27 protein-coding genes are annotated in these 21515 nt (G+C 72.7%); all 27 read right to left on the bottom strand.

What is annotated here, in order from left to right:
- Position 1: 1 nt before the first annotated feature.
- The 27 genes from ACFVQZ_RS04775 to ACFVQZ_RS04645 all read right to left on the bottom strand — a co-directional run bounded on the left by ACFVQZ_RS04775 (position 2) and on the right by ACFVQZ_RS04645 (position 21500).
- Positions 2-3397, bottom strand: coding sequence for a hypothetical protein (locus ACFVQZ_RS04775; protein WP_383619687.1), 3396 nt, complete (start codon positions 3395-3397; stop codon positions 2-4).
- A gap of 5 nt (positions 3398-3402) precedes the next feature.
- Complete coding sequence (locus tag ACFVQZ_RS04770) at positions 3403-5595, bottom strand: phage tail tape measure protein (protein ID WP_383619686.1); 2193 nt, start codon at positions 5593-5595, stop codon at positions 3403-3405.
- Positions 5592-5888 carry a hypothetical protein gene (locus tag ACFVQZ_RS04765; RefSeq protein ID WP_383619684.1) on the bottom strand — a complete coding sequence of 99 codons (297 nt, stop codon included), beginning with the start codon at positions 5886-5888 and terminating at the stop codon, positions 5592-5594. The genes ACFVQZ_RS04770 and ACFVQZ_RS04765 overlap by 4 nt, the downstream gene beginning before the upstream one ends.
- A 14-nt stretch (positions 5889-5902) precedes the next feature.
- Complete coding sequence (locus tag ACFVQZ_RS04760; RefSeq protein ID WP_383619682.1) at positions 5903-6304, bottom strand: hypothetical protein; 402 nt, start codon at positions 6302-6304, stop codon at positions 5903-5905.
- Positions 6305-6319: 15 nt separating this feature from the next.
- Positions 6320-6736, bottom strand: coding sequence for a phage tail tube protein (locus tag ACFVQZ_RS04755; protein ID WP_383619680.1), 417 nt, complete (start codon positions 6734-6736; stop codon positions 6320-6322).
- Positions 6737-6745: 9 nt separating this feature from the next.
- Positions 6746-7162: a DUF3168 domain-containing protein gene (locus ACFVQZ_RS04750; RefSeq protein ID WP_383619678.1), complete on the bottom strand. Its 417-nt coding sequence runs from the start codon at positions 7160-7162 to the stop codon at positions 6746-6748.
- Entirely contained in the window at positions 7159-7512 is a 354-nt protein-coding gene (locus ACFVQZ_RS04745) for an HK97 gp10 family phage protein (protein ID WP_383619676.1), read from the bottom strand. The genes ACFVQZ_RS04750 and ACFVQZ_RS04745 overlap by 4 nt, the downstream gene beginning before the upstream one ends.
- A 32-nt stretch (positions 7513-7544) precedes the next feature.
- Positions 7545-7883, bottom strand: coding sequence for a hypothetical protein (locus ACFVQZ_RS04740; RefSeq protein ID WP_383619674.1), 339 nt, complete (start codon positions 7881-7883; stop codon positions 7545-7547).
- A gap of 2 nt (positions 7884-7885) precedes the next feature.
- Positions 7886-8233 carry a head-tail adaptor protein gene (locus tag ACFVQZ_RS04735; protein ID WP_383619672.1) on the bottom strand — a complete coding sequence of 116 codons (348 nt, stop codon included), beginning with the start codon at positions 8231-8233 and terminating at the stop codon, positions 7886-7888.
- Positions 8230-8823 carry a hypothetical protein gene (locus ACFVQZ_RS04730; RefSeq protein WP_383619670.1) on the bottom strand — a complete coding sequence of 198 codons (594 nt, stop codon included), beginning with the start codon at positions 8821-8823 and terminating at the stop codon, positions 8230-8232. Before ACFVQZ_RS04730 ends, ACFVQZ_RS04735 begins: the two co-directional genes overlap by 4 nt.
- Positions 8824-8837: 14 nt before the next feature.
- On the bottom strand, positions 8838-9194 hold the full coding sequence (locus ACFVQZ_RS04725; protein ID WP_383619668.1) for a hypothetical protein: 357 nt from the start codon (positions 9192-9194) through the stop codon (positions 8838-8840).
- Positions 9194-10045: a N4-gp56 family major capsid protein gene (locus ACFVQZ_RS04720; RefSeq protein WP_383619666.1), complete on the bottom strand. Its 852-nt coding sequence runs from the start codon at positions 10043-10045 to the stop codon at positions 9194-9196. Before ACFVQZ_RS04720 ends, ACFVQZ_RS04725 begins: the two co-directional genes overlap by 1 nt.
- A 22-nt stretch (positions 10046-10067) precedes the next feature.
- Positions 10068-10802, bottom strand: coding sequence for a hypothetical protein (locus ACFVQZ_RS04715; protein ID WP_383619665.1), 735 nt, complete (start codon positions 10800-10802; stop codon positions 10068-10070).
- Positions 10803-10851: 49 nt separating this feature from the next.
- The gene (locus tag ACFVQZ_RS04710; protein ID WP_383619663.1) at positions 10852-11841 is read right to left on the bottom strand and encodes a hypothetical protein; all 990 of its coding nucleotides are present in this window, start codon (positions 11839-11841) and stop codon (positions 10852-10854) included.
- Entirely contained in the window at positions 11838-13325 is a 1488-nt protein-coding gene (locus ACFVQZ_RS04705; protein WP_383619661.1) for a phage portal protein, read from the bottom strand. Before ACFVQZ_RS04705 ends, ACFVQZ_RS04710 begins: the two co-directional genes overlap by 4 nt.
- 10 nt (positions 13326-13335) lie before the next feature.
- Complete coding sequence (locus ACFVQZ_RS04700; protein WP_383619659.1) at positions 13336-14964, bottom strand: hypothetical protein; 1629 nt, start codon at positions 14962-14964, stop codon at positions 13336-13338.
- Positions 14954-15427 (bottom strand): hypothetical protein, encoded by a 474-nt coding sequence (locus ACFVQZ_RS04695; protein WP_383619657.1) that lies wholly within the window; start codon positions 15425-15427, stop codon positions 14954-14956. Before ACFVQZ_RS04695 ends, ACFVQZ_RS04700 begins: the two co-directional genes overlap by 11 nt.
- Positions 15428-15596: 169 nt before the next feature.
- Positions 15597-15953 carry a hypothetical protein gene (locus tag ACFVQZ_RS04690; RefSeq protein ID WP_383619655.1) on the bottom strand — a complete coding sequence of 119 codons (357 nt, stop codon included), beginning with the start codon at positions 15951-15953 and terminating at the stop codon, positions 15597-15599.
- A 278-nt stretch (positions 15954-16231) separates the two neighbouring features.
- On the bottom strand, positions 16232-16684 hold the full coding sequence (locus ACFVQZ_RS04685; protein ID WP_383619653.1) for a hypothetical protein: 453 nt from the start codon (positions 16682-16684) through the stop codon (positions 16232-16234).
- Positions 16685-16788: 104 nt separating this feature from the next.
- Positions 16789-17511 carry a DNA-methyltransferase gene (locus ACFVQZ_RS04680; protein ID WP_383619651.1) on the bottom strand — a complete coding sequence of 241 codons (723 nt, stop codon included), beginning with the start codon at positions 17509-17511 and terminating at the stop codon, positions 16789-16791.
- 77 nt (positions 17512-17588) lie between these two features.
- Positions 17589-17846, bottom strand: a complete 258-nt coding sequence (locus ACFVQZ_RS04675; RefSeq protein ID WP_383619649.1) for a MerR family transcriptional regulator — start codon at positions 17844-17846, stop codon at positions 17589-17591.
- A 92-nt stretch (positions 17847-17938) separates the two neighbouring features.
- Complete coding sequence (locus ACFVQZ_RS04670) at positions 17939-18526, bottom strand: hypothetical protein (protein WP_383619647.1); 588 nt, start codon at positions 18524-18526, stop codon at positions 17939-17941.
- Complete coding sequence (locus ACFVQZ_RS04665; RefSeq protein ID WP_383619645.1) at positions 18523-19218, bottom strand: hypothetical protein; 696 nt, start codon at positions 19216-19218, stop codon at positions 18523-18525. The genes ACFVQZ_RS04670 and ACFVQZ_RS04665 overlap by 4 nt, the downstream gene beginning before the upstream one ends.
- Positions 19215-19682, bottom strand: coding sequence for a hypothetical protein (locus ACFVQZ_RS04660; protein WP_383619643.1), 468 nt, complete (start codon positions 19680-19682; stop codon positions 19215-19217). The genes ACFVQZ_RS04665 and ACFVQZ_RS04660 overlap by 4 nt, the downstream gene beginning before the upstream one ends.
- Positions 19679-20374 (bottom strand): hypothetical protein, encoded by a 696-nt coding sequence (locus ACFVQZ_RS04655; protein WP_383619641.1) that lies wholly within the window; start codon positions 20372-20374, stop codon positions 19679-19681. The genes ACFVQZ_RS04660 and ACFVQZ_RS04655 overlap by 4 nt, the downstream gene beginning before the upstream one ends.
- A 74-nt stretch (positions 20375-20448) precedes the next feature.
- Entirely contained in the window at positions 20449-21186 is a 738-nt protein-coding gene (locus ACFVQZ_RS04650) for a response regulator transcription factor (RefSeq protein ID WP_383619640.1), read from the bottom strand.
- A complete protein-coding gene (locus ACFVQZ_RS04645; RefSeq protein WP_383619638.1) occupies positions 21183-21500 on the bottom strand; it encodes a hypothetical protein in 318 nt (105 codons plus the stop codon). Before ACFVQZ_RS04645 ends, ACFVQZ_RS04650 begins: the two co-directional genes overlap by 4 nt.
- Positions 21501-21515 lie beyond the last annotated feature (15 nt).

Raw genomic sequence — 21515 nt, 5'->3', positions numbered from 1 at the left:
CCTAGAGGGCGACGATCATGGGCTGGAAGAGCTGTACGGCGCTGCCCGCCGTGTGGCTCTTGGCCACGCCGTTGACGGCGCGGACGACGGTCGCGCGCTGCGGGGTGTCCATGAGGAGGTCGTCGTAGCGGACGGTCGGGGCGGTGTTGGTGTTGCCGGTGGCGAGGATGCTGCGGCAGCCGACCGACCCGGCCACCGTGAGGGTGGTGTCGGTGGCGGTGACGTGCCAGACGCCGGGCTCGATGTCGGCCGCTGGCCAGACGCGGGCCCGGAGCGTGGATCCCCGAACCTCGAACCGCAGCCGCAACGCGGCGCCGGCGGTGTAGGTGTAGGGGGTGGTCACGGTGGCGAGGGTGGACTCGACACCGGCCGCGCGCTCGCGCAGCGCGAGGATGACGGTCCCGGCCGGGGTGAACTCCACCCGCGCGTAATACAGGCTGTCGACGTCGACGACGCGGGCGACCAGGCCGCCGAAGATGCTGCCGCCGGTCGCGACCGCGCTCGGGGAGAGCGAGACCGACATGGCGACGTCGCGGTAGGCCGCGGCCACGGTGGTGCGGCGGCTGACGTTCACGGTGGTGAGGGTGTGGACGCCGGCGCCGGAGCTGACGGAGTAGTCGGATGCGGTCCCGCCTGCCTGTGCCCAGGCGCCGCCGGCGTCGGCCGTGCCCCAGCCGCTGGCGACCGTGCGCGCGAAGGAGTCGGCGAGGCCCGCGGCGAGGGCGGTGACCCGGATGCGTTCACCTCCCATCGTCAGGTCGAACGGGAACTCGCCGGGGTGGGTGGCGGTGCGGATCCAGGGCGGTCCCTGCGTGGTGACGAGAACGAGGGACGTGTCCGCCGGGGCCACGGTGGCGCCGAGCTGGCAGCCGGCGGTGTCCGCGCGGCCGTATACGGGGTCGTCTGCGACGCCGATGGCCCACGGGCGGCCGGGGTCGCACACGAACGTGATTGCCCAGCGCTCGGGGCCGATGTCCTCGGTGTAGCCGCGGATCAGGAGGTCGACGTCGTCGGGCCCGTACTCGCGGGGCAGGCCGGTCAGCCGCAGGAGGTCGCCGACGTCGGCCGTGAGGATGTCGGCGAGGAGCGGGGCGACGCGCGGGTTGGCGAGGTCGATGGTGACCCGCGGGTAGCGCAGGCCGTCGACCGTGCCGAGGTGGAGCCGCCACCACGCCTGTCCCAGGGTCTGGTCGTCGGCCGCGAGCGACAAGGTCACGCCCTCGTCGTAGCGGCCCACACCGGCCGGCGGGTCCTGTACGGACAGCGGGCCCTCGGGGAGGACGGCCGTATGCTCGCTGCCGCCGTCCCGTTTCGCGGTGACCTCGTTGCGGATGAGGCGGTCGGCGTCCGCCGGACGCAGGCCGCTGATCACGCCGGCGTCGTAGGCGAGCGTGATGGCGGGCGCCTGGGTGTAGAGGCTGGTCCGGGTCCGGTAGAGCAGCGCGCGAGCGTCCCGGCGGTCCAGGAGGAGGCCGAGGTCCGCATTGCTCGCGGTCTCCAGGATGTCGAGGTAGGCGTCCATCTCCTGTGCGCCGAGCGGCTCGGAGACGTCCGGGGTGCCGTCGCAGCTGGCGGTGATGCCCTGCTCGGCGGAGACGCGCAGGATCCGTTCTGCGGCCGGCTCCCCGGTGTGCCCGAGCATGGCCTGGTACATGTCTGCCGCCGGGGGCCGGTCGGCGCCCCAGTAGGTCAGGTAGCCGACGCTGACCGGCGCCGCCCCGTCGAGCAGGTTCATCACGAAGATCGTGGCGACGTAGGCGAGTTGTGTGGTCGGGACGGTCCAGCTGTCGGCTCCCCGCTGGACCCCGTCGATGAACAGGCCCCAGTAGGCGAGTCCCGCGATGTTCTCGACGGCGAGCCTGAGGTGATGCGGGCGCCCGTCGAAGAGGTCGGCGGCGGGGATGTAGACGTAGTCCGGGCCCTCGGCGGTGCCTGCGTTGCTCGGGGCGACGCGGACCCGCGCGTTCGCCGGGTCGACCTCGACCGTCCACACCCACTGGTTGCCCTCCGTGCCGCTGTCGACGAAGTGGTACAGCTCGGGTCCCGGGTCGGTGCCGGCGCCCGTACGTACCCAGTCGACGGCCCAGGAGTTGGCGGCGGTCGACGAGGCGGGACACTTCGCGTCCAGCCGCGACGCTCCGCCCGTGTCGGCCTGGAGCACCGGCTCGATCCACTCGGCGATCTGCCCTTTGCCCCATGAGAGCTTGGTGTTCGCGCTGGCCTGGACGAGGAGCGCATTGGTGCCGATGAGCGGGGCGCCGGCGGCGGCCTCGGGCCCGTCGGTGAGCGGCCAGCACTCGATCGGCCCGGCCGCGAGGATCGCCCGCCGCAAGGCGGACTGCAGCGGTTTTCGGCCGGTGCCGAGGCGCCGCAGGATCCCGGCCGGTGTCACCTTCACCACCGAGTCGCCGCCGGAGATGTGCCGCTCGGGCGGCCACGCGGGCACCTCGCCCTCAATGCGGGTGTGGACGTTGGACAGAGCTGCAGCCCCGCTCAGCGTCCACACCCGGTTGCCGTTGTCCTGGAACGAGGGGGCGCCGGCGGTGCCCTGGACGCTCGGGCGGACGTCGACCTTCAGCGCGGCCCCGTCGTAGACCTGGACGCCGTGGACACGGCCGTTGAGGCGGCCGAGGCTGTAGAAGTCGCCGCTGGGCACGTAGGGGATCTCGGAGTCGCCGATCTCCAGACCTGCGGTGCCGTCGAAGAGGCTGGTGGTGCCGGCCAGGACCACCGGGTCGCCGAGCTGAGACCAGCGGTCGCCCATCCGGCGGGCGATGTAGAACCGGACGACGCAGTTGCCGGCGCCATTGTTGACGTCGAGGACGGCGCGGACGGCGAGCCGCTGGCCCGCCTGGGCGGGCACGGGAACGGTGGAGACTGCGTACCGGAGCGATGCCTCCGCGCCCGTCGGCCACCAGCCGAGCTCCAGCCGCTGGACCTCGGAGTCGCTCCGGTACGGGCCGATGCAGAACACCCACGCCTGCTGGCTGCCGACGACGGCGGCGCGGGAGACGAGCGCCGCCGACTGCGTCCAGTCGTTGGGCTGGATGTCCGCGCGGACGTCGAGGTCGCCTGTCACCGTGAGCCCCGGGTGATCCGGGGTGGTCACCCGGGCGAACTGCTCGGCCGGCAGGAGCAGGGACGGCCCGCCGCCGGCCACCGTGAAGCGGAGCGGCGTGTTGCGCCCGACCTTCCCGTACACGGGGGAGGTCGGGTCGTACACGGACAGCTCGCCGCCCCGGTTGCCGAGGGTCATGGTGGCCGCGGTCGGCTCGGCGCGGGTGCCGGCCCCGGACAGACCGCGCGTGATGGACACGGCGTCGGCCTCGCGGACGCTGATGGGGTGCCACGCGCCGTCGTAGTAGATCTCTGCGGTGCGCGGCGGCGGGAGCGCCATGGGGGTTACTCCTCTCCGAGGCGGATCACGGACCCTGCGGCCCGGGTCTGGACGGTGTCCTTGAAGAAGCGGACGAAGCTGTCTTGTCCGCCGGTGACGTCGAGGACGACGCGGACCTCCTGGGGGCCGCTGCTGCCGACCTGGACGACCGGCCGGGCGACGCTGCGGAGCATCCCGTCGAGGACCGACAGCGGGAGGACGGCCTCCTGCTCGCGGCCCTCGCCGATCATCGCCAGCGTCGGGCCGGTGGTGACGCCGCCCTCGGCGAGGTACGGGATGTAGGGGATGTAGCCGATGCTCACCCCGGGGATCTTGTTGGCGCCGCCGATCAGCAACGTGTTGATGAACTCGATGCCCTTGTTGACCAGGAAGATGGCGCCGTTGAGCGCGGCCTTGAGGCCGGCGGAGATGAAGTTCCACAGGCCCGAGCCGATGCTGGCCAGCTGCCCGGGGACGCCGCGGAACCAGTTGATCAGGTCGTTCCACATCTGCTCGACGTGGGTGAGACCGGAGTCGACCCAGCCGGGGACGGTGACGACGAAGAAGTGGCCGATGGGCTCGAACACGTTGCGGCGCAGCCAGTTCCAGCCGTCGGAGAACACGCGGCTGACGTCGCCCCAGAACTCGGCCGCCTTCTCCTTCGTCCAGTCCCAGGACTCGGACGCGCCCTTGGAGATGGCGTCCCAGGTCTCGGCCGACGTCTCCTTGGTCCAGTCCCAGGCGTCCCCCAGGCCGCCGGTGATCGCGTCCCACGTCTCCAGCGTGACCTTTTTGATCTCGTCCCAGTAGACGATCACGAGGACGATGGCGGCGATCACGGCGAGGATGCCCGCGATGATCCACGTGCCGGGCCAGGCGAAGAGGGCGGTGTTCCACGCCCACTGGGCGACGGTGAGTACGCCGACGACGACGGCGAGGCCGAGCAGGCCGCCGATGAGCGCGCGGAGCAGCTCGGGGTTGTCCCCGGCCCAGTCGGAGAACGCACTCAGGACGGGGAGGAGGACCTCGCCGAGGGTGGTGGACAGGTCCCGCCAGACCGCCTCCATGGTTTGGGACTCCTCCATGGCGCCGGTGGCGCGCTCGGCGGCGCCGGCGGCCTCGTCCATTCCGGTGGCGGCGGCTGCGGTCGCGGGGTCCATCGCCCATACGGCGTCGGCGCCCTCGCCCGCCATGTCGCCGAAGAGCTGGACGCCGAGCGCGGCTTGCTTGGCGGGGTCCTTGATGCCCCGGAGGGCGGTGAGGGTGGTGCTCAGGGCCTGCTCGGCGGCGGGGCCGCCTTCGCCGATGGCCTTGAGCATGGCCTTGCTGTCGAGGCCGAGGGCCTTGAACCCCTCGGCCGCGCGGTCGGTTTCCTCCGAGGTGATCCGGGCGAACTCATGGATCACGTCGGCGGCCTGGTCGATGTCGCGGCCACCGGCGGCGGCGTACTGGCCGAGCATCCCGAACGCGGTCTCGGCGCTGAGGCCGAGCCGCTGGAAGTGCTTGCCGTACTCGTTGATGGTCGCGGGGATGTCGGCAATCATCGACGTCGGCAGGGTCTGTGCCGCGCGGGTCAGGACGTCGAAGGCGTGCTTGCCGTCCTTGGCGAGGCCGAGGTCAATGAGCCGCCCGGCGGCGGTTGCCGACTCGCCGACGTCCATCTCGAACGTCTCGCCCAGCATGATGGCCGACTTGGTGAGGCCGGCGAGTTCCTCGTCGCCGACCTTCCCGAGGCCGCCCATGGCCTGGATCACGCCGGACATGGCGTCGGAGACGCCGCCCATCGAGTCGGAGAACCCGGCGGAGTACACCTCGCCGGCGACCTTGCCCGCGCGGTCGGCCTCCTCTTTCGTGAGCCCGAGCTGGTTCGTGAGCTTGGTCGTGGCGGCCTTGGCGTCCATCGCCTGGCTGAGGCCGGCGGCGAACGCGCCGCCCACGGCCACGCCGGCGGCGCCGGCGGCGATGCCCTGGAAGCTGCCGCCGATGTCCTGCGCGGCCTGGTCGGCGCCCTGCGCGGCCTGGTCGGCGGAGGTGCCAATGTCGGCGACCGCGTCGGCCGCGCGGTCGGCGGCCTGCGCGACCTCGCGGCCCATCTGGTCCGCGGAGTCCCCGATGTCGGCCATCGACCGGTCGACCTCGGCGGACGCCTCCTGTGCCCCGTTCGCCAGCTCGGCCGGGTCGATGCCGACCTGGACGAGCAGCTCGTCGAGAACCGTCACGGCTTCTCCTTCCGCAGGTCGGCGCCTCGCAGGTGGGCGTTCATGGCCGTGACGGTGGCGAGCATCTGCTCCCACGGCTGTTCACGGGCCGCGCCCTGGTCCCACTTCGGCATGAAGTCGGCCGGCCGGGCCGCCCGGCCGCGGGTGCGGGCGGTGTTGGCGACCGTGGCCGTGGTGATGGAGTGGAGGAGGTCCAACCGCTCGGGGCCGAGGATCCCAGCGACCTGCTCGTAGGCCATCCACTCCGTGAGCTCGGCCGAGGAGATGCGGGCGAGGAGCTCGCCCACGGTCATGCCGAGGTGCGCCGCTAGGCGGAAGTGGAACCGGCGCTCGGGCCGGTTCCGGAGTTTCCCGCCGCGTCCTCCACGGCGCCGTCCTGGAGGCCGGACAGGCGCCGGGCGACGCGGGCGAGCCGCTCCAGGACGGCGCCGTTCTTCGCGCCGAGAACGGCGATCTCCTTGGGGCTGTAGAGCTTCTGGCCGTCCTCGTCGACGAGGCAGCGGGCGAGGAGCTTGGCGGTCTGGTCGTCGAGGACGACGCCGCGGGGCTTGCCGTCCGGGCCGAGACGGACCAGCGAGCTCTGGTAGGCGTTGCGGTCGGTGCCGGACATGCCGACGACGCGGACCTCGCCGCCCCACTCGGGTACGGGGACGTCCTCGTGCGCGGTGTCGTCGGCCTGGTCGATCTGGGCGCGGTTGAGCAGTGCCATGGGGTGTGGTCCGTTCTAGGCGAGGGTGGGCTTGCCGGCGACCTTGTAGGTGAGGCTGGCGGTGAGCTTGTCGTCGATGGGGGCGGTGGCCTGGAAGGCGGTGAGGATCCCGGGGAAGGTCCAGGCGGTGTTGCCGGGGTCGGGGAAGACGATCCGGTAGTTGCGGGGGTTCTCGTCGCTCAGGTCGGCGACCAGGGAGTCGTGAGCCGCCGGGTCGTAGTTCAGGTCGATGGTCACCTCGCCGCCGTCCTTCAGGCCGCCGACGGACTCCATCCAGGCGTCCGGGGAGTCGTGGGCGGTCACGTCGATGACGCTGCGGGTCAGGCTCGGGGCGGCGATGTTGTTGACGTTCGCGAGCGCGGAGAACACCTCGGTCGGGGTGGCTCCGTCGCCGCGCAGGAACTGGGTACCGAAGGCGTCGATACCGGCCATGTGGGCCTCCTAGGTGGGCTGTTCGGTGACGACGCGGTAGCGCAGGACGACATGGCGGATGTCGCCCGGCGGTTCCGGGTCGGTGAGGGTCTGGCCGAACTCGTACCGGGTCGCCACGTGGTGGGCCCCGGCGAGGGTGAGCGGCTGGTGGTCGAGGAGCGCGGTGATCCGGGCGGCGATGGCCAGTCCCTTGGCGTGCCCGCGCGCCCGCGTCCATACGTGCAGGGTGACGACGGTCTCGCGGCCGAGGCCGGCCACCGTGTTGTCGGGGGTCTCGATGGCCTCGCCGACCGTGACGTAGGGGAAGGCGACGTCCTCGGGGACGTAGTCGTAGACGCCGGTGATCAGGGCGGACAGCTGCTCGTCGCCGGTGAGCCGGGCGTAGACGGCGGCCTGGACGGGGAACATCGGGGATGGTGCCGTCATCGGATCGCCTTGTTGATCTCGGCCGCGACCCGGTCCGGGAAGCGGCGGCGCTCGGCCTCGGCGGCAGGCAGGAGCGACGGCTGCGCCGCCCGCCGGCGGGTGCCGAGCTCGGGGTACTTGGCGTAGGAGTGCTCGGGCAGCCACCACCCGACATCGGCGCGCAGACGGTTCGTCGCGAGGCGGCTGCCAGCGCCCTCGGCGAGCGCCCGGGTGTCCTTGCGGACGTTGGCCCGGACGTCACCGACGATGGCGTCAGCCGACTCCGCGAGCGCTCGGGCGCACGCCTGCTCGATCGCGTCGGGCAGGCGCCCGAGCTGCTGCTGCACGGAGGGCAGACCGCGGACCCGCACGCGGACGGGATTCCTCGTCCGGCGGCGGGCCATCAGGTGCCGAGCTCCAGGACGGCGACCTTGACCGAGGTCACCGCGTCGTAGGTGATGGCGGCCCGGCCGGCCGAGTTGGCGAAGAGCCGCGGCAGAGGCAGGAGCCCGACCTTTCCGGCGGCGACGGTGAGGGTGGCGTCGGCGATGCCGAGGCCGGACACGGTCCCCGGGGTGGCGATGGTCACCGTGTGGGGCGAGGCGTCGTTGTTCTGGACCCACAGGAAGCGGCCGGGGCCGCACGGGGCGGTGTCGCCGCCGCTGGCCGCCGCGACACCGGCGGCGGCGAGGTCGTTGACGCCGCCGAGGACGGGAACGGCGGTCAGGGTGAGAGCGGCCACGGTCAGCCTCCTTCGGACTGGGTGAGCTCGACGAGAGCCTTCGAGTAGATGGGGCGGGACGGCTGGACGACGGACTGCACCCGGAACCGCTGCTCCTGGCCGAGCGCGTCGGCGCCGCGCAGTTCGTCGCCGCGGCGCACGTCCGCGCGCGGCGCCACGTACACGTTGTGGGAATGGCGCGAGCCGGACTGCTGCGCGATGAGCCGTTCGGTCGGGCTCGGCTGGTCGACCTTGGCCCGCACGGTGCCGACGAGGGCGAGGGTGGTCTCCTCGCCGCCGGCGCCGTCCGGGACGGTGGCCGTCCGCCACACCTGGAGGGTCCGGTCGTAGTACCGGCCGGGCCCGCTCACCGGGACCTCAGCAGCTGCGCGCCGCCCCCGAAACGCGCCTCCAGTCGCTCGCGCCAGTACTGCGGGAGGTCCATGTCGGAGATCCGTCCGTCGGACCCATAGGAGACGGAGTAGTCGCCGATCCGCTCCTGGGTGATGCTCTGGGCGGCCAGGCCCGTGCCGTCGGCGCTGGAGCGGTACGCGGCGACCGCGCCGGCCACCATGCGGCAGACGAGGTCGACGATGTCGGCGGGGACCTCGGGCAGGCCGTGGGTGTAGGTGACCTCGACCTCGGCGGTGTCGCCGGGGCCGGTCCAGCCGGCCGCCCGGTACAGGCGGCCGGACCGGATGAGCCAGTCGGTCACCGCCTGGCCGTCGATGGCGACCGCGGCGACGGCCAGCAGCGGCGGGCCGGGCAGCCGCAGCCGCTGCCCGGGCTCGCCCTCGACGAGGACGGTGGAGGTGGTCTGGGAGATCGGGGCCCCGGCCGCCTCCCGGACGGCGGCCGAGGCGGCGTCCAGGGCCGAGGCGACGAACGGCTCCTCGGCCGGCTCGATGGCGAGGCCGCGGACGGTGAGGTCGTCGGTGGTCGCCAGGGGTGCGAGCGCCACGGGTCACCTCCTCGTCAGCTGCACATCTCGATGAGGTCGGCCTTGGTGTAGTTCTCGGCGTCCTCGCGGGACATGAGCCGGGCGCGGACGACGTGGTCGATCCACTCCGCCTTCGGGGCGGCCTGCGCGGGCTTGCCGATGCCGTCGCCAGCTGTCCCCGGCGGCTGTGCGCCGGCAGCGGCCGAGTCCTCGCCGGTGGTGGTCCCGCCGGTCGCGCGCGGCTCCGTGTCGGGTTCCTGCTCGGTGACCAGGCGCCACTCGCCGGACGCGAGCTTGGCCTGGATCTCCGGCGGCTCGAACGGCCGGCCCACGGTGAGGAGGGCCGGGGCGCCGCCGGAGCCGATGATCCTGATCTGGTCTCCGGTACGCATCAGATGATCACATCCGCAGCGGCGAGGCCGGTGGGGCGGGTGACCTTGGCGCCGTAGAGGTGCAGGCCCTTGACGAGGTCGGCGAACCGCTTCTCCATCCGGGCGCTCTCGGTCTTGTTGATCTGCTCGGCGTAGCTCGTCGCGCCGGCATACCCGGCGATGATGAGCTTGCCCGCGCCCGCGCCGGGGCCGTTCGGCGCGTTGTTGGACATGCGGATGGAGAATCCGGCGGCGGCGCCGACGAGGCCGTTCTCGCGGGTCTCCGCGGCGAGCGCGTCACCGGCCGAGACGAACCGCGGGTCCTTCAGCAGCAGGCCGTGGAACTTCGGGGTGACGACCACCCACCGGCCCTCGTGCGGGACGTCGGACTCGTTCAGCTTCACGCCGAGGTCGACCAGGAGGTCGTAGGCGGCGGACGCGGTGGCGAGGGTCTGCTCGGCGATCAGGTTCCCTGCGGCCACGCCGGTGGCCATGAGGCCGGCCACGTACTGGTCGGCGACGTCGCGGAGCTTGTACCCGGCCTTGCGGGTCTGCTCGGAGATGACCCGGCCGCCGGAGCGAGCCTGCCGCTTCTCGACGTCGTCCATCTCGAACGCGAAGTACTTCGACTGGTTGATGACGAGGGTCTGCGCGGAGTCGTCGACGTCCTCCACGGTGATGTCCGTGTGGGCGGTGTAGGTGCCGATCGTCGGGTCGGCGAGACCGACGATCTGGACGGTGTCGCCGTACTGGGCGATGTCGCCCTCATAGTCCCTGTTCACGACGCCGGGGGCGGCGTAGACGAGGGACTTCTCCAGGGTCACGAGCAGCTCGGCTGCTACGACCTCGGGAACGAACGCGGTCACTGCCATGGTGGTGGGTTCCTCTCAGGGGTCAGTCGGACCCGAGCAGATCGGCGAGTCGGCCCTCGTCGCGGGCCTTGAGGATCTGCTGCGGGGTCATGGTCTTGAGGTCCTGCTTGGTGAGCTGCTTCAGCTGGGGCGCCGTGCGCGCCGCTCCGCCGTCGCCGGTGCCCTGGAATCTGCGGGCCGGTGCGGCGCCGAGGTAGGGCTTGGCCTTGAGGAGGCCGGTGATGGCCTCCTCGATCTCGTCGGGATCGATCTCGCCGTCGTCGCCGACCTCGAACTGGTCGAGGTCGAGGAACCGGAAGGCGTCCGCCGGGTCGGAGAGGCGGCCCTTGGCCGCCGCGCGGATCTCGGCCTTGAGGATGCGGCCGTTGGCCTTCGCGAGCGCGCTGGCTTCGGCCTGGCGGCGGGCCTGCTCGGTCTCGTCGGCGCCGTCCTTGGCGGCAAGCTGCTGCTCCAGCTCGCGGCGCTTGGCCCGTTCGGTCTGCCACTTCGACTTCATCGAGTCGAGGGCGCGCTTGCCCGGCTCGCCGAGCTGCTCGGCGCCGGCCGGGTCGCCATCGTCGCTGTCGTCGCCCTGGCCGCTGTCGGTGGAGGCGTCCGGCTGCTCGTCGCCCTGGCCGTCGTCGTCCGGCTGCTCGTCGGTCTCCTCCTCGGTGCCGCCGCTGGCGTACAGGAGCGGGGAGTAGGGGCCAGTCTCGTAGGGGTGTGCCCAGCCGGGCGCGTGCGCGCGGGGGCGGCGGGGCAGGGTGGAGCGGTTCATGCGGATCTCCCGTTGCGGGTGCGGGCCCGCGCATTGCGCGCGGGCGGGGTCAGACGATGTAGCCGTGCAGGCGCAGGAGGCGGAGCGCGTGGTCGCGGTCGCCGTCGGCCTGGCGGTAGATCTCCTCGGGCATGAGGCGTGGCTGGCGGGCCCGCGCGCGGGCCGTGGATTGTGCGCCGTACCGCTGCCCGCTGGTCTTCGCGGTGGCGCCGAGCCGCTGTCCGGCGATGCCGCGGCGGGTGGTGCCCTCGGTGGTCGTGAGGATGCGCTGTCCGTAGACCACTGCCGAGGCCATGCCGCGGCGGGCGTTGACGACTTGAGCGATGTCGGCGCCGTCGTCGATGGCCTTGACCGCGGCCTCGCCGAAGGTGCGCTTCTTCTCGGCGGCCGACATGCCGTCGTAGACGTCCTTGGCGTCGACCGGCTGGGGGCGGTGCTGGCGGGTCACCGGCTCCATGCCGCAGTGACAGCGCGGGTGCCGAGCGAAAGCTTTGGACACGCCGTACTCGCGGCCGGCCAGGACGATGCACCGCGAGCACGCGCCGCCCTCGACGACGCGAATGTACGAGGTGACCGCGGGGCGGGCGGTCATGCCGACCGAGTCGGCCGCCCGCCCCGCGTCCGCGATGGCCGTGCGGGTGACGACGTCGAGGACGGCGGCGCCCCGGGCCATCGCGTGGGCCACGGGCACATCGCGGTTGAGCTCGGCGAGGGTGGACAGCATCGGCGCGAGCAGCGCGTCGGCGAGCGGGAGCCCGGCGCCGGTGACCCCGGCGAACATCTCAGGGACGAGCTGGCCGTCGCTGTCCTCCTCGCCGGTCGCCTCCAGCAGCGCGTACAGCCACGGATCGGTTGCGCGCGCGGTCGCCAGCTGGCCGGCGGAGACCACGGCGAGGACCCGCGAGAGGAGCGCGAGCCACGAGGCCCGGACGGACAGCGGGTCGACCTGCCGCCACATCTCCGCGACCGCGCGGGCGGCGGCCTCGGAGACCCGTTCGCGGGCCCGCTGGTGGGCGACGGCCTCGGGGGTGGGGCTCATGCCGCAGCCTCGACGGCGTCGGCCTCCTCGGCGTCGGCGGCGGGCCCGTCGGCGGCCGGCGGGGTGGCGCCGACGAGCTGGCGGGACAGCTCGGTGACCGGGTCCATGGCGACCTCGGCCTCCTTCATCGCGAGGACGTCGGAGACCTCGGTCGGTGTGAGCCCGTACCGCAGCGCCAGCCACTCGAAGGGGAACCCGAGCTGCTTCAGCTTGAGCAGCGCGTCGGCCATCTGCGCGTGGCTGCGGGACTCGGCGTCCGCCCACAGCACGCTGCCTGCCGCCATCGCCTTCGCCTTCTCGGTCTCCCCGCGGGCGAGGAGGATGAGCTGGGCCATCTCGCGCAGGGCCTGCCCGAACCAGAGCTGTTTCTCCTGGACCCGCTTGACGAGACCGGTCTCCGCGGCGATGAGCGCGCCCTCGGCCAGGTTGGCCATCTTCCCCACGAGGTAGTGCTGCGGGGTGCGGGTCTGCGCGGCGAGGTGGCCGACGGCGATCTCGATGACCTCGGTGTAGGCGGCGAGGTTGGCGGCCTGCCACTCGGCGATCCGGGCGTCTTTGCCGGTGATCCACGCGACCCGGTCGATCTGGAACTTGTCGAGGTCGACGGGTTCCTTGCCGATGATCTCGCCCTGGCTGTTCAGCTTCGGGAGCATCGGGCGTTCGGCACCGAGGACGACGCGCTGCGGGAAGCTGGCGTAGTCGGACGCGGTGAAGAGCTGTGCCCACAGCAGGTTGATGGCGTCCTGCATGGCGATCACGCCGCGCACGTCCGAGATGGGGTCCTCGGTCAGCATCGGCCGGTTGGGGAGCTCGATCATCGGCACACGCCGCATGGGGTTCGGCTGCGGGTTGGGCTCGGCCTCACCCATGTCGCGGGGCGTCCAGGTCTTGAGCTCCTCGTCGACCGCTTCCATCTGCGGGCTCTTGTCGGAGCGGGAAATGTAGGGGCGCTCGAACTTCCACACCTCGTTGGGCAGGTAGAGGGTGGCGTAGTCGACCGCGCCGTCCTGCCAGCGCTTGAGCGCGGCCCGTCGGCGGCGCCGCGAGCCGGGCTCGTAGGCCACGATGCACTGCGCCGCGTCCTCGAACGTGACGACGGGGGTGTCCTCATCGTCCGGGTCGCCCCACACCAGGACGAAGCTGCGCGCGGAGTTGATCGCGCCGAGGAACCCCAACTGCGAGTCGGCGTCCAGGCCGTTGACCTGCCACACCCGCCACAGTTCCTTGTCGGCCTCCGCCTCGCCGGCGAGCTTGAACCCGTTGACGGTGAGCCGCTCGACGGGCGAGTCCGCGACGACCTGGACCCAGTTGTCGGAGAAGTCTCGGTAGCGGTCTCCGTGGAACTTCGCGAACTCGGCCGACGCGAACTTGAGCGGCTGGTCGCCACGGTAGTACGCGGTCGTCACGTCGATGCCTGCGCGCCGCCGCTGGAGCTCCTGCTCCAGGAGCGAGACGAGCTGGAGGGCCTGTGCCTCCGTGGCCATGAGGACCTCCTCAGCTGCCGTAGTAGTAGGACTCGACCCGCTCGGCCAGGCCGGCGGCGATGACGTCGCCGAGCGCCTCATGGGCGAGGATGCTGGCGACGGTGACGTCGATCTTCTGGGTGGGGCTGGCCTTCCTCAGGACGTACCGGTTGCTGGGCCGGGCCGCCGAGCGGGTGTTGGCGATGTGCGTCTCGGTGATCTCGCAGCCGTCGTGCGTGAACGCGGCGCCGTCGCTGTTGCGCTTGACGACGTCGGTCTTCAGCCGCTCGGCCGCCGAGTGCATCTGGATCACGCGCCGGGTGTACCAGCGGATCACCCGCTCCTCGCCGTACTTGTCCACCCACTCGTCAACCTCGGTCTCCCAGTAAGGGGGGTCCGCGTACAGCCGGACGACGTCGTACCGGGTCATCAGCTGGTCCATCGCGGCCCGCACCTCCGCGCGCGGGACCTGCCCGCCGTGGTCCTCGGGGTTCCAGATCGTCGGCAGGTCATCCGGCCCGTACAGCGGGGTGAACTGGTAGCCGTCCATCGTCTCGGCGCGGATCGCGGTCCAGTCGTCCATATCCGAGCCGTCGAAACCGAGCACCACCCGCGTGAACGGGCGGACCCGCCGCGGCGCCGCCTTCGCCGCCCACTTCGCGCCGTCGAGCCACGACGCCGAGCCGGCCACCGGCCGGTTGCCGAAGAACCGTTCGGCCTGCGCCGGGTCCTCCTCCATGAGCTCGGCAGTCTCGGCCTCAATGGCGTCCAGGTCGACGTGCGCGGACCCGGCGTAGACGATGGTGTGGATCTTCCGGCGGTCCCGCTTGCTGCCGTAGCTCAGGGTCTTCGGCGCCTGCGGGTGGTACTTGAAGACGTCCTTTACCTTCGCCTCCGAGGTCGTCTGCGCGACGCTCTTCTCGCTCGGGTCCCACGCGTTGGTGGTCTCCATGCTCCTGCCGCCCATGCCGGCGGCACCGCGGCGCTGCGTCTCAGCCACCCGGCGGAGCTTGTTCGCCGCGGTGTAGAGGCCGGTCTCGTCTTGGAGGGCGAAGATGATCGGGTTGCCGAGCCGGGACAGCGCCGACGAGGTGACGGTGTCGATCCGGCCGTCGTCGCCGACCCGGGTGAACTCCTCGCCCACCCGCATAATCTCAGCGAGCGGACCTCGCTTGATCATCGACTGAAGCGGCCGGTAGACGTTCGCGACCTGGTCCTCGGACGTGGCCGTGAGCTGGATGAGCGGTGTGGGCCACGGGGTGCCCATCGGCTCTCCAGCCTCGTACCGGTACCACCACCCGCACCCGCACCCGTGATCCGAGCAGCGGTAGAGCTCGCCGCCGCGGGCCCACCCGTCGAAGACGACGGGTCCGGCCGCCTCGGCCAGGACGATCGCAGCGGACCAGGGGCCTTTGCCAGTCTTCTGCGGGGCGACGATCTGCGAGCGGCGGTAGTGGAAGGCGGGCGCCAGCTGGCCCACGCGCGCGCCCGGGCGGACGCGGTAGTGGTTGACCGTGCACCATCCCTGCCACGGGTACAGCTCCATGCGCTCACCCGCGCGGAAGCCGTCCGGGATCGGGCAGTGCTCCTCGATCCAGTCCAGGACAACCCAGAGGGTCGGGAAGTCGACGATGTACTCGGCGGCGGCCTCAGCCGCCATCGCCGAGCACGACCTTGAACCGGTCCCGCGCCGACGGCCGGCGCCGCACCGGGGCCTCCGGTGCAGTGGCGCCCTCGCTGGCCTCCGCCCCGGGCGCCACCCGCCACCGGTGCCGCAGCATCCCGGCGACCGACAGGCCGAGACTGTCGAGGTAGCCGCGGATCATCTTCTTGATGTCGACCCGAGCATCCGGGCGTTCGGCCTCGGCCAGCGTCCGGACGAAGAGCGCGACCTCCAGGGCCTGGCCGAGTTCCTCCCACGCGACGGCCTGCGGCGTCTCCCACAGGTCCGCCCACAGGTCGTACTCGCGGTCGGTCGGCTCGGTCAGCGGCCAGGACGGCGCGGAGCCCTGGCGGCCCTCGGCCGGCAGTGTCCGCCACCCGGCGGCGTCGCTCTTCCGGTTGCGCCGCAGCGCGTTGGGATCCGGCGCCGGGCCGGACGCGGCGTGTCCGCCACGGGGCATGTGGATCACTCCTCACGCTGCGTTGCGCAGCACTCGCCGTCACGTTGCGTGATGACTGGCGGACCCTTTGACCTGACGGACCAGGTCGCGCCCTCCCCCGCGTCGTTTCACCCCCGGCCTGGCGGGGTCACCCCCCTGGGTCGGGTCGACAGAGAGTGACGGTCGTCGGTCACGTGCCCCATGTCTCGCGGGCGGTCTTGCGGGCGTGGTGGCGCTTGCTCATGGCCTGCCAGTTCGTCGGGTCGAACCCGCGGGGGCCGAGGGGGCCGAGGCCGTCGATGTGGTCGACCTCGGTCGCTCGGTCACGCTGGAGAGGAGGCAGCGCCGCGCACTCCTCGCACTCGCAGTACGGATGGTCACGGAGGTACGCGGCGCTCGCGTCGCGCCAGTCCTTCCCTCGGCCGGCGTCCTTGTGTCGTGGTCGCGCTCGAGTCGCCTCGGTCTGGCAGGCGGGGCAGCGGCCGAGGGGGGTGAGGTTCGGGCACCCGGGGGTGGGGCAGACCTGGAGGGCCTTACGCCTGGGCATGAGGCCACGGGTAGGTGGGCGCCCCGGGCAGCGAGGGCAGCACGCGCGTGCCGTCGTAGTAGTCGCTATGCGGCATGCTGCGGGCGACGCGAGGCCGGAAGTGGTGATACCTGAGCTCGGCCCTGTACTGCTCGGCTGCCTGGGCGTCTCGGCGTTCGATCTGCCTTACGGCCTTGCGCGCGTCGGGATAGGTCAGCCGGGCCATGGTCGCCTCCGGGTATGGGTCGGCCCGCCCGCGCCTGGGAGGGCAGGCGGGGACGGGCCGGTCTGTGGGTGGGTCAGAAGCTGGGGCAGAGGTGCTCGTGTGCGGCGGCCAGGATCTTCTTTGCGGTGGCGAGGCCGTGGCCGTCCGGGTGGGTCGGACTGGACCAGCGCTTGTTGGTCTGGTCAATCTGCTTGGCCTCGTCGCCCGGGTACCGCTTGTAGGTGGCGCAGGTGTCGGCTCCGCGGCTGAGGGCCTTCTCTTCCTTGCCGTGGACGATGTCCTTGTCGATGGCGTCGAGCGCGGCGATGAACGCGGCGGCGGTGGCGGCGTCGGGCTTGGGCGGGAGGCCGGCGGCGGCGCGGGCGGACGCGAGGGCGTCGGGGCTGAGCGTGGCCGGGGTGGTGGCCGGCGTGGTGGCGGGCTTGCCCTGGAGGGGGGCGGCAGGGTCGGGCGTGGCCTCAGTGCCGCAGGCGGTGAGGGCGAGGGCGAGGGCGGCGGTGGCTATGAGCGTGGTCTTGGTGCGCATCGGGCCAGCGTGCCGGATCTGTGCACAGCCTGTGGAGTGTGTGACCCGGTTGTGATCACGCCGCCGTGCCCGCGCCGAGAAAGGCCGAATTGGGGGCTAGGGGCTCATGCGGCTGCGGTGAGGCGCGCGCGGGCGATGTTGGCGTAGTCCGGGGAGAGTTCGATGCCGACGAACGAGCGGCCCTCGGCGAGCGCTGCGGCCCCGGTTGACCCTGATCCGGTGAACGGGTCGAGGACGGTGCCGCCTGGGGCGCAGACGCGTACGAGTGCCTGCATGACGTCGAGGGGCTTCTGCGTGATGTGCAGTCGGTTGCGGCCTCGCGGCTGTGAGCCTGATACGAGACCGTCGAGATAGACCGGGTTGCGGGCGGCGTCGATGGGGCCGTTGGTGGCCCAGAGGACGTACTCGCAGGAACGGCGGAACCCGCCCTTCTGGGGGCGAGCGGTGGGCTTGTGCCACGGGACGATGCCGCGCCATGTCCAGCCGGCGGCCTGGAGGGCGTCGGAGTTGATGGGGACCTGCCGGAAGTCGCTGAACAGGAGCAGTGGGGTACCGGGTCGGGCGATCCGAAGGCATTCGGTGAGGACGAGGGTCATCCAGGCAAGGTAGCCCCGCTGGTCGCGGCTTTCGCCGGGGAAGTCGGGGAGGTCGTGCTGGGCGTTGCCGTTGACGTACTTCCCGCGTGCCGTGTCGTTGATGCGCATGGTGATCGTCGCGGCGCCGCTGTTGTAGGGCGGGTCGGTGATCACGGCGTCGATGGAGTTGGTGGGGAGGGTGCGGAGTGTGGTGAGGGCGTCTCCGTGGTGAATGGTCCAGGTGGGAATCACAGGGGTCTCCGGTGGTGGGTCGCGTCCCTCGTAATGAGGAGCGAGTCGTGTACGGAGCAGGCCGGTTCGGCTGGGGCCTACCGGGCGGCGGGGGAGCTTTCGGGGATGCCGACGAGGCGTAGGGCGCGGCTGCGGGTGGCGACCTCGGCCTGAGCAATGGCGCTTCGGTCGTAGAGGGGGCGACCGCGCTCGTCGAGGCCGGCGGGGGCGAGGTGGCCGCGGGCTGCCCAGGAGCGGACGGTCGCGGGTGTGACGGCGGCGGCGCCTGCGGAGAGGAAGCGCCGCCATGCGGTTGCGGCCTCGGCGGCCTCGGCTGCGGTGTAGAGCGTGGCCATGGTCACCCCCTGGAACGGCGACGGCCCCCGCGGTGGCGGCGGGGGCCGTGGTGAGGTCTGGGCGCACGTGTGGTGCTGGCACCAGTGTTGCGCTAAGTAGCGATCATGTCCAGCCGGTTCCGCTGCTGGGTCGGGCGCGGAGGGAGCGGCGTGTAGGGCGCGTACGTGCTGCCGGTGAGGTGCGGGTCGGCGGTGCGCGGGTAGACGCCGGTGTCCCAGGCATGGCGGTAGGCGCGGGCCTGCGTCCAGACAGCGGCGGCGAGTGCGGTCTCGGCGGAGACCCCGTTGCCCGTGAGGGTGGCGAGGTCCCGGAGCAGGCCGGGGGTGACGGGCACGGTGAGACACGGCGCACCTGAGGGCGTGCTCGCTGCCGGGCGCGCCTCGGTGTCGCGCGACGCGTCGCGTGCGAGCGTGGCCGTGGCGGTGGCGTGGGCGAGACGGTGTCGCAGGGGCTGTGGCCTGCGGAGACGGGCAGGGCGGGCGCGCCGGTGGAGACGTCGGCGGGCGTGGCGGGCGGCGGCCCGGGCGGCTGCTGCCTTGGCGGCGGCCTCGATGGCCTCGACGTCCCGGGCGACGGTGTCTTTGCTCGCGCCGATCTGCTCGGCGATGGTGCGCAGGGAGTGCCCGGTGGCGTGGAGTCGCGCGACTGTCGCGCGACGGGCGGCGATGTCGGTGTTCATGATGCCTCTCGGGTGGCGGTGTGGTTGGCGAGGACGATGCCGAGGGCGGTGCGGGCGAGGGCGGGCATGACCGCGGCGTGGTGCGCGCGGTACTCGTCCGGGGTGAGCAGCAGCCCGCACGCCTCGCAGTCGGTGTACGTCTGCCAGTCCGTGTGACCGAGGGTGAATGCCTGGCAGGACGGACAGGGCGCGTCCAGGGAGCGGCGGCGGGGTTCGGTGCTCGTCACCGCTCGGATGCGCCGGATGAGGTCCGAGAGCTCGGTGTGCAGCTCGGCGGCCCAGGGGGCGCGGACGACGTGGTCGAGGTGCCGGCGGAGGTAGTCGGCGTACGGGGCGCTGTGGTTGATGGGCCGTAGGCGGTGGCCGAGGTCGTCGGCCAGCTGCTCGGCCCAGGCGTGCAGTACGGCGTGGATCGGCGTGGGGCCGCCCTGGTCTCCGTGGTCGTCGTGCACGGTGCCCGGAGCGGCGGGTCCGAGGAGGTTGAGCACGTCGGCGCGTACGGGGAGCGGTGAGTGCGCGCGGCCGGTGCCACCGAACCCCTGGGCGGGTCTGGCGCCGAGCTCCAGGGACGCGGTCAGGAGCACGACTTGGCGGGGGAGTTCGGCGAGCCAGCCACGCAGCTGGTGTTCGCACTGGGCGCAGGCCGTACGGGCCGGCCCGGCGGCGTGGGCACAGATCAGGCACGTCGTCACGGCTGCCCCTCGAGGTGCGAGAGCCGGGCCGTACGGGCGTCGGCGGCGGCCTGGAGCACGCCAGCCAGGACGCGGCCACACTCGCGCTTGTCGCCGGGCGCGCTGGAGACGAACCAGTCTTCCGCGAGGGCCGCCAGCTCGCGGGCGGTCTCCTCGGCGGCGGCCACTTCGCGGGCAAGGGCGCGTACGGCCGCGGGGACGTCGGCGTAGGTGGCTGCGCCGGCTGCGCGGCACGCGGCGATGAGGAAGTGGCCGAGGCGGTCACGCTGCCGGGCGGCGTTGTCGGCGGCGGCCCGCTCGGCCTGGACGGCGGCGGTGATGGCGGCGGCCTCGTCGGGGGTCAGGGGACTCGCGTGGCCGAGGGCGACCCGGGGGAGGCGGGCGAGGAGCACGTCGAGGCTCGCACGGTGGTCGCCGGAAGCCAGGCCCGTGGCGGAAGGGATCTTGGCTGTGCGCTGGGTCATCGCTTGTCCTCCTTGGCCATGCTCTGGAGCTCGGTCATCACGGCGTAGGCGCCGGAGCTACGGTCGTTGTCGCCCTGCTCGCTGAAGCGGAGGCCCAGCTGCTCGGCGCGATGGGCGGCTTCACGCAGAGCACCGGAGCGGTGCGCAGCGAGGAGGGCCCGCGTCCGCGGTTCCCCCACCAGCTGGCGCAGGAAGCTGACGACGCCGTCCCGCAGAAGGTCGCGGCCCAGTTCGATGGCCACTTGCTGGCGCTCGGTGCGGTAGCGGCCAGGCAGGACTCCGTGATGGGCGGAGAGGGTCCATGCGTCCTCCGGCTCGGTGCTCCCGACCGTGGTGGTGGTCTGGGGCGCGGTGGCCGGCTGCTCCAGTTCGGCGAGCCTGGCGCGGAGCCGGGTGGTCTCGGCCCGGGCGTCCTCCAGCTCGATCGCGGTGCGGGCGTAGAGGCGGACGGCGTGGTCGGCGCGGGCCTCCCACGTGAGGCCGGCGGGCTGCTCGGCGGTGGTGTGGTGCTGCGCGAAGCGCCGGAGCCGCTGCGCCAGGCCCTCCAAAGCGCCGATGGCGGCGGCGTACTCGTCGGTGTCGGGGAACAGCTTGCTGGCGGTGTCGGCCTCGGCGGCGGCCTCGAGGTAGGTGCCGCGGCGGATGGCGGCCTCGGTGAACTGGTCGCCGGGCGAGTTGGGGCGGTCGCTCATCGGTTGCTCCTGGCGGTGGGTGGGATGCTGGGCGTCCGGCCGCCCCCGATTCCCGCGGGGGCGGCCGGGTGCCTTCAGGTGCCGAAGTGGGGGCAGTGCACGTGGTGGTGGGGGAGGGGCATGTAGCACGTGCGGCAGTGCTGCGGTCCGGGTTCAGCGGCTCCTTCGGGACCGAGCGGGACCGGGAGGAGGCCGTGCTGGTACCCGAGGGCGACGGCGTGCGGTCGCGTGGCGGGGTAGACGCAGCCGGCGCGGGAGGCGTCCAGGACGGCGTAGAGGCGTCGGACGTACGTCACGACGGAGTTCGGGGTCAGCCGCAGGTGGCGGCCGATGGCCTCGTTGGTGTGGCCGGCGGCCATGAGCGCGAGGGTCTGGAGCTGACGGCGCGAGAGCCGGATGGGGCCGCGCGGCTCGGGGGCCAAGTGGGCCATCCACCCACGTTCGTACGCGATGGCCACGGCGTGGGCGGCGTTCGCTGCGCCGATCCGCGTCCGCAGCCGCTGCACACGGTGGCGGACGGTCGCGGACGGGACGCCCGTCATCGTGCCGATCTCGGCCACCGTGTGCCCGCGGGCGAGGCCGGCCAGGATGCTGAGATCCCAGGGGCGCAGTTCGGGGTGGTCCGGGTGGCGCCGCCGGTTCATGTCGGCGTGGATGGCCCAGCCGCCGGAGGTCAGTGCGGCCACGACGGCGGTCCCGAGCCGGGCGGCCTCGTCGGCGTTGATCTGCCGGCCGAGCACGTCCAGGGCGGTGGCGGCGGCCAGGGCGGCGGCCTCGGCGGCGATGTCGCGGGGGGCCAGCGCGGTGGTCATCGGGTCCACCCCCGCCATGGGGCCGGACGGGTGCCGGTGCGCTCGCGGGTCCTGGGCGGCATACGGCGGGGCTGCGGAAGGGTGCAGGTGGCGGCGTGCGGCATGGCGCGCCACTCGGCGTGCTCCAGGGTGGGGCGTTCGGTGGTGAGGACGCGGACGCGCAGGCGGCCGGTGCCGTCGGTGTAGGCGCCGAGGTTGCCGGCCGGGTCGGGGTCGGCGTTCACGGCCTGGCGGCGGCTGGCGGCGGTGACGGCCCAGCGGACCAGCGTGCCGCAGGACAGGCACGGGACCGTAGTCGTCGGCGAGTTGGACATGGGTTCTCCCTCCGT

This window comes from Streptomyces sp. NPDC057854 (assembly GCF_042797055.1).
Lineage (GTDB): Bacteria > Actinomycetota > Actinomycetes > Streptomycetales > Streptomycetaceae > Streptomyces.
Note: the sequence above shows the minus strand (reverse complement) of the source record. Positions and strands in the feature narration are given on the sequence as shown.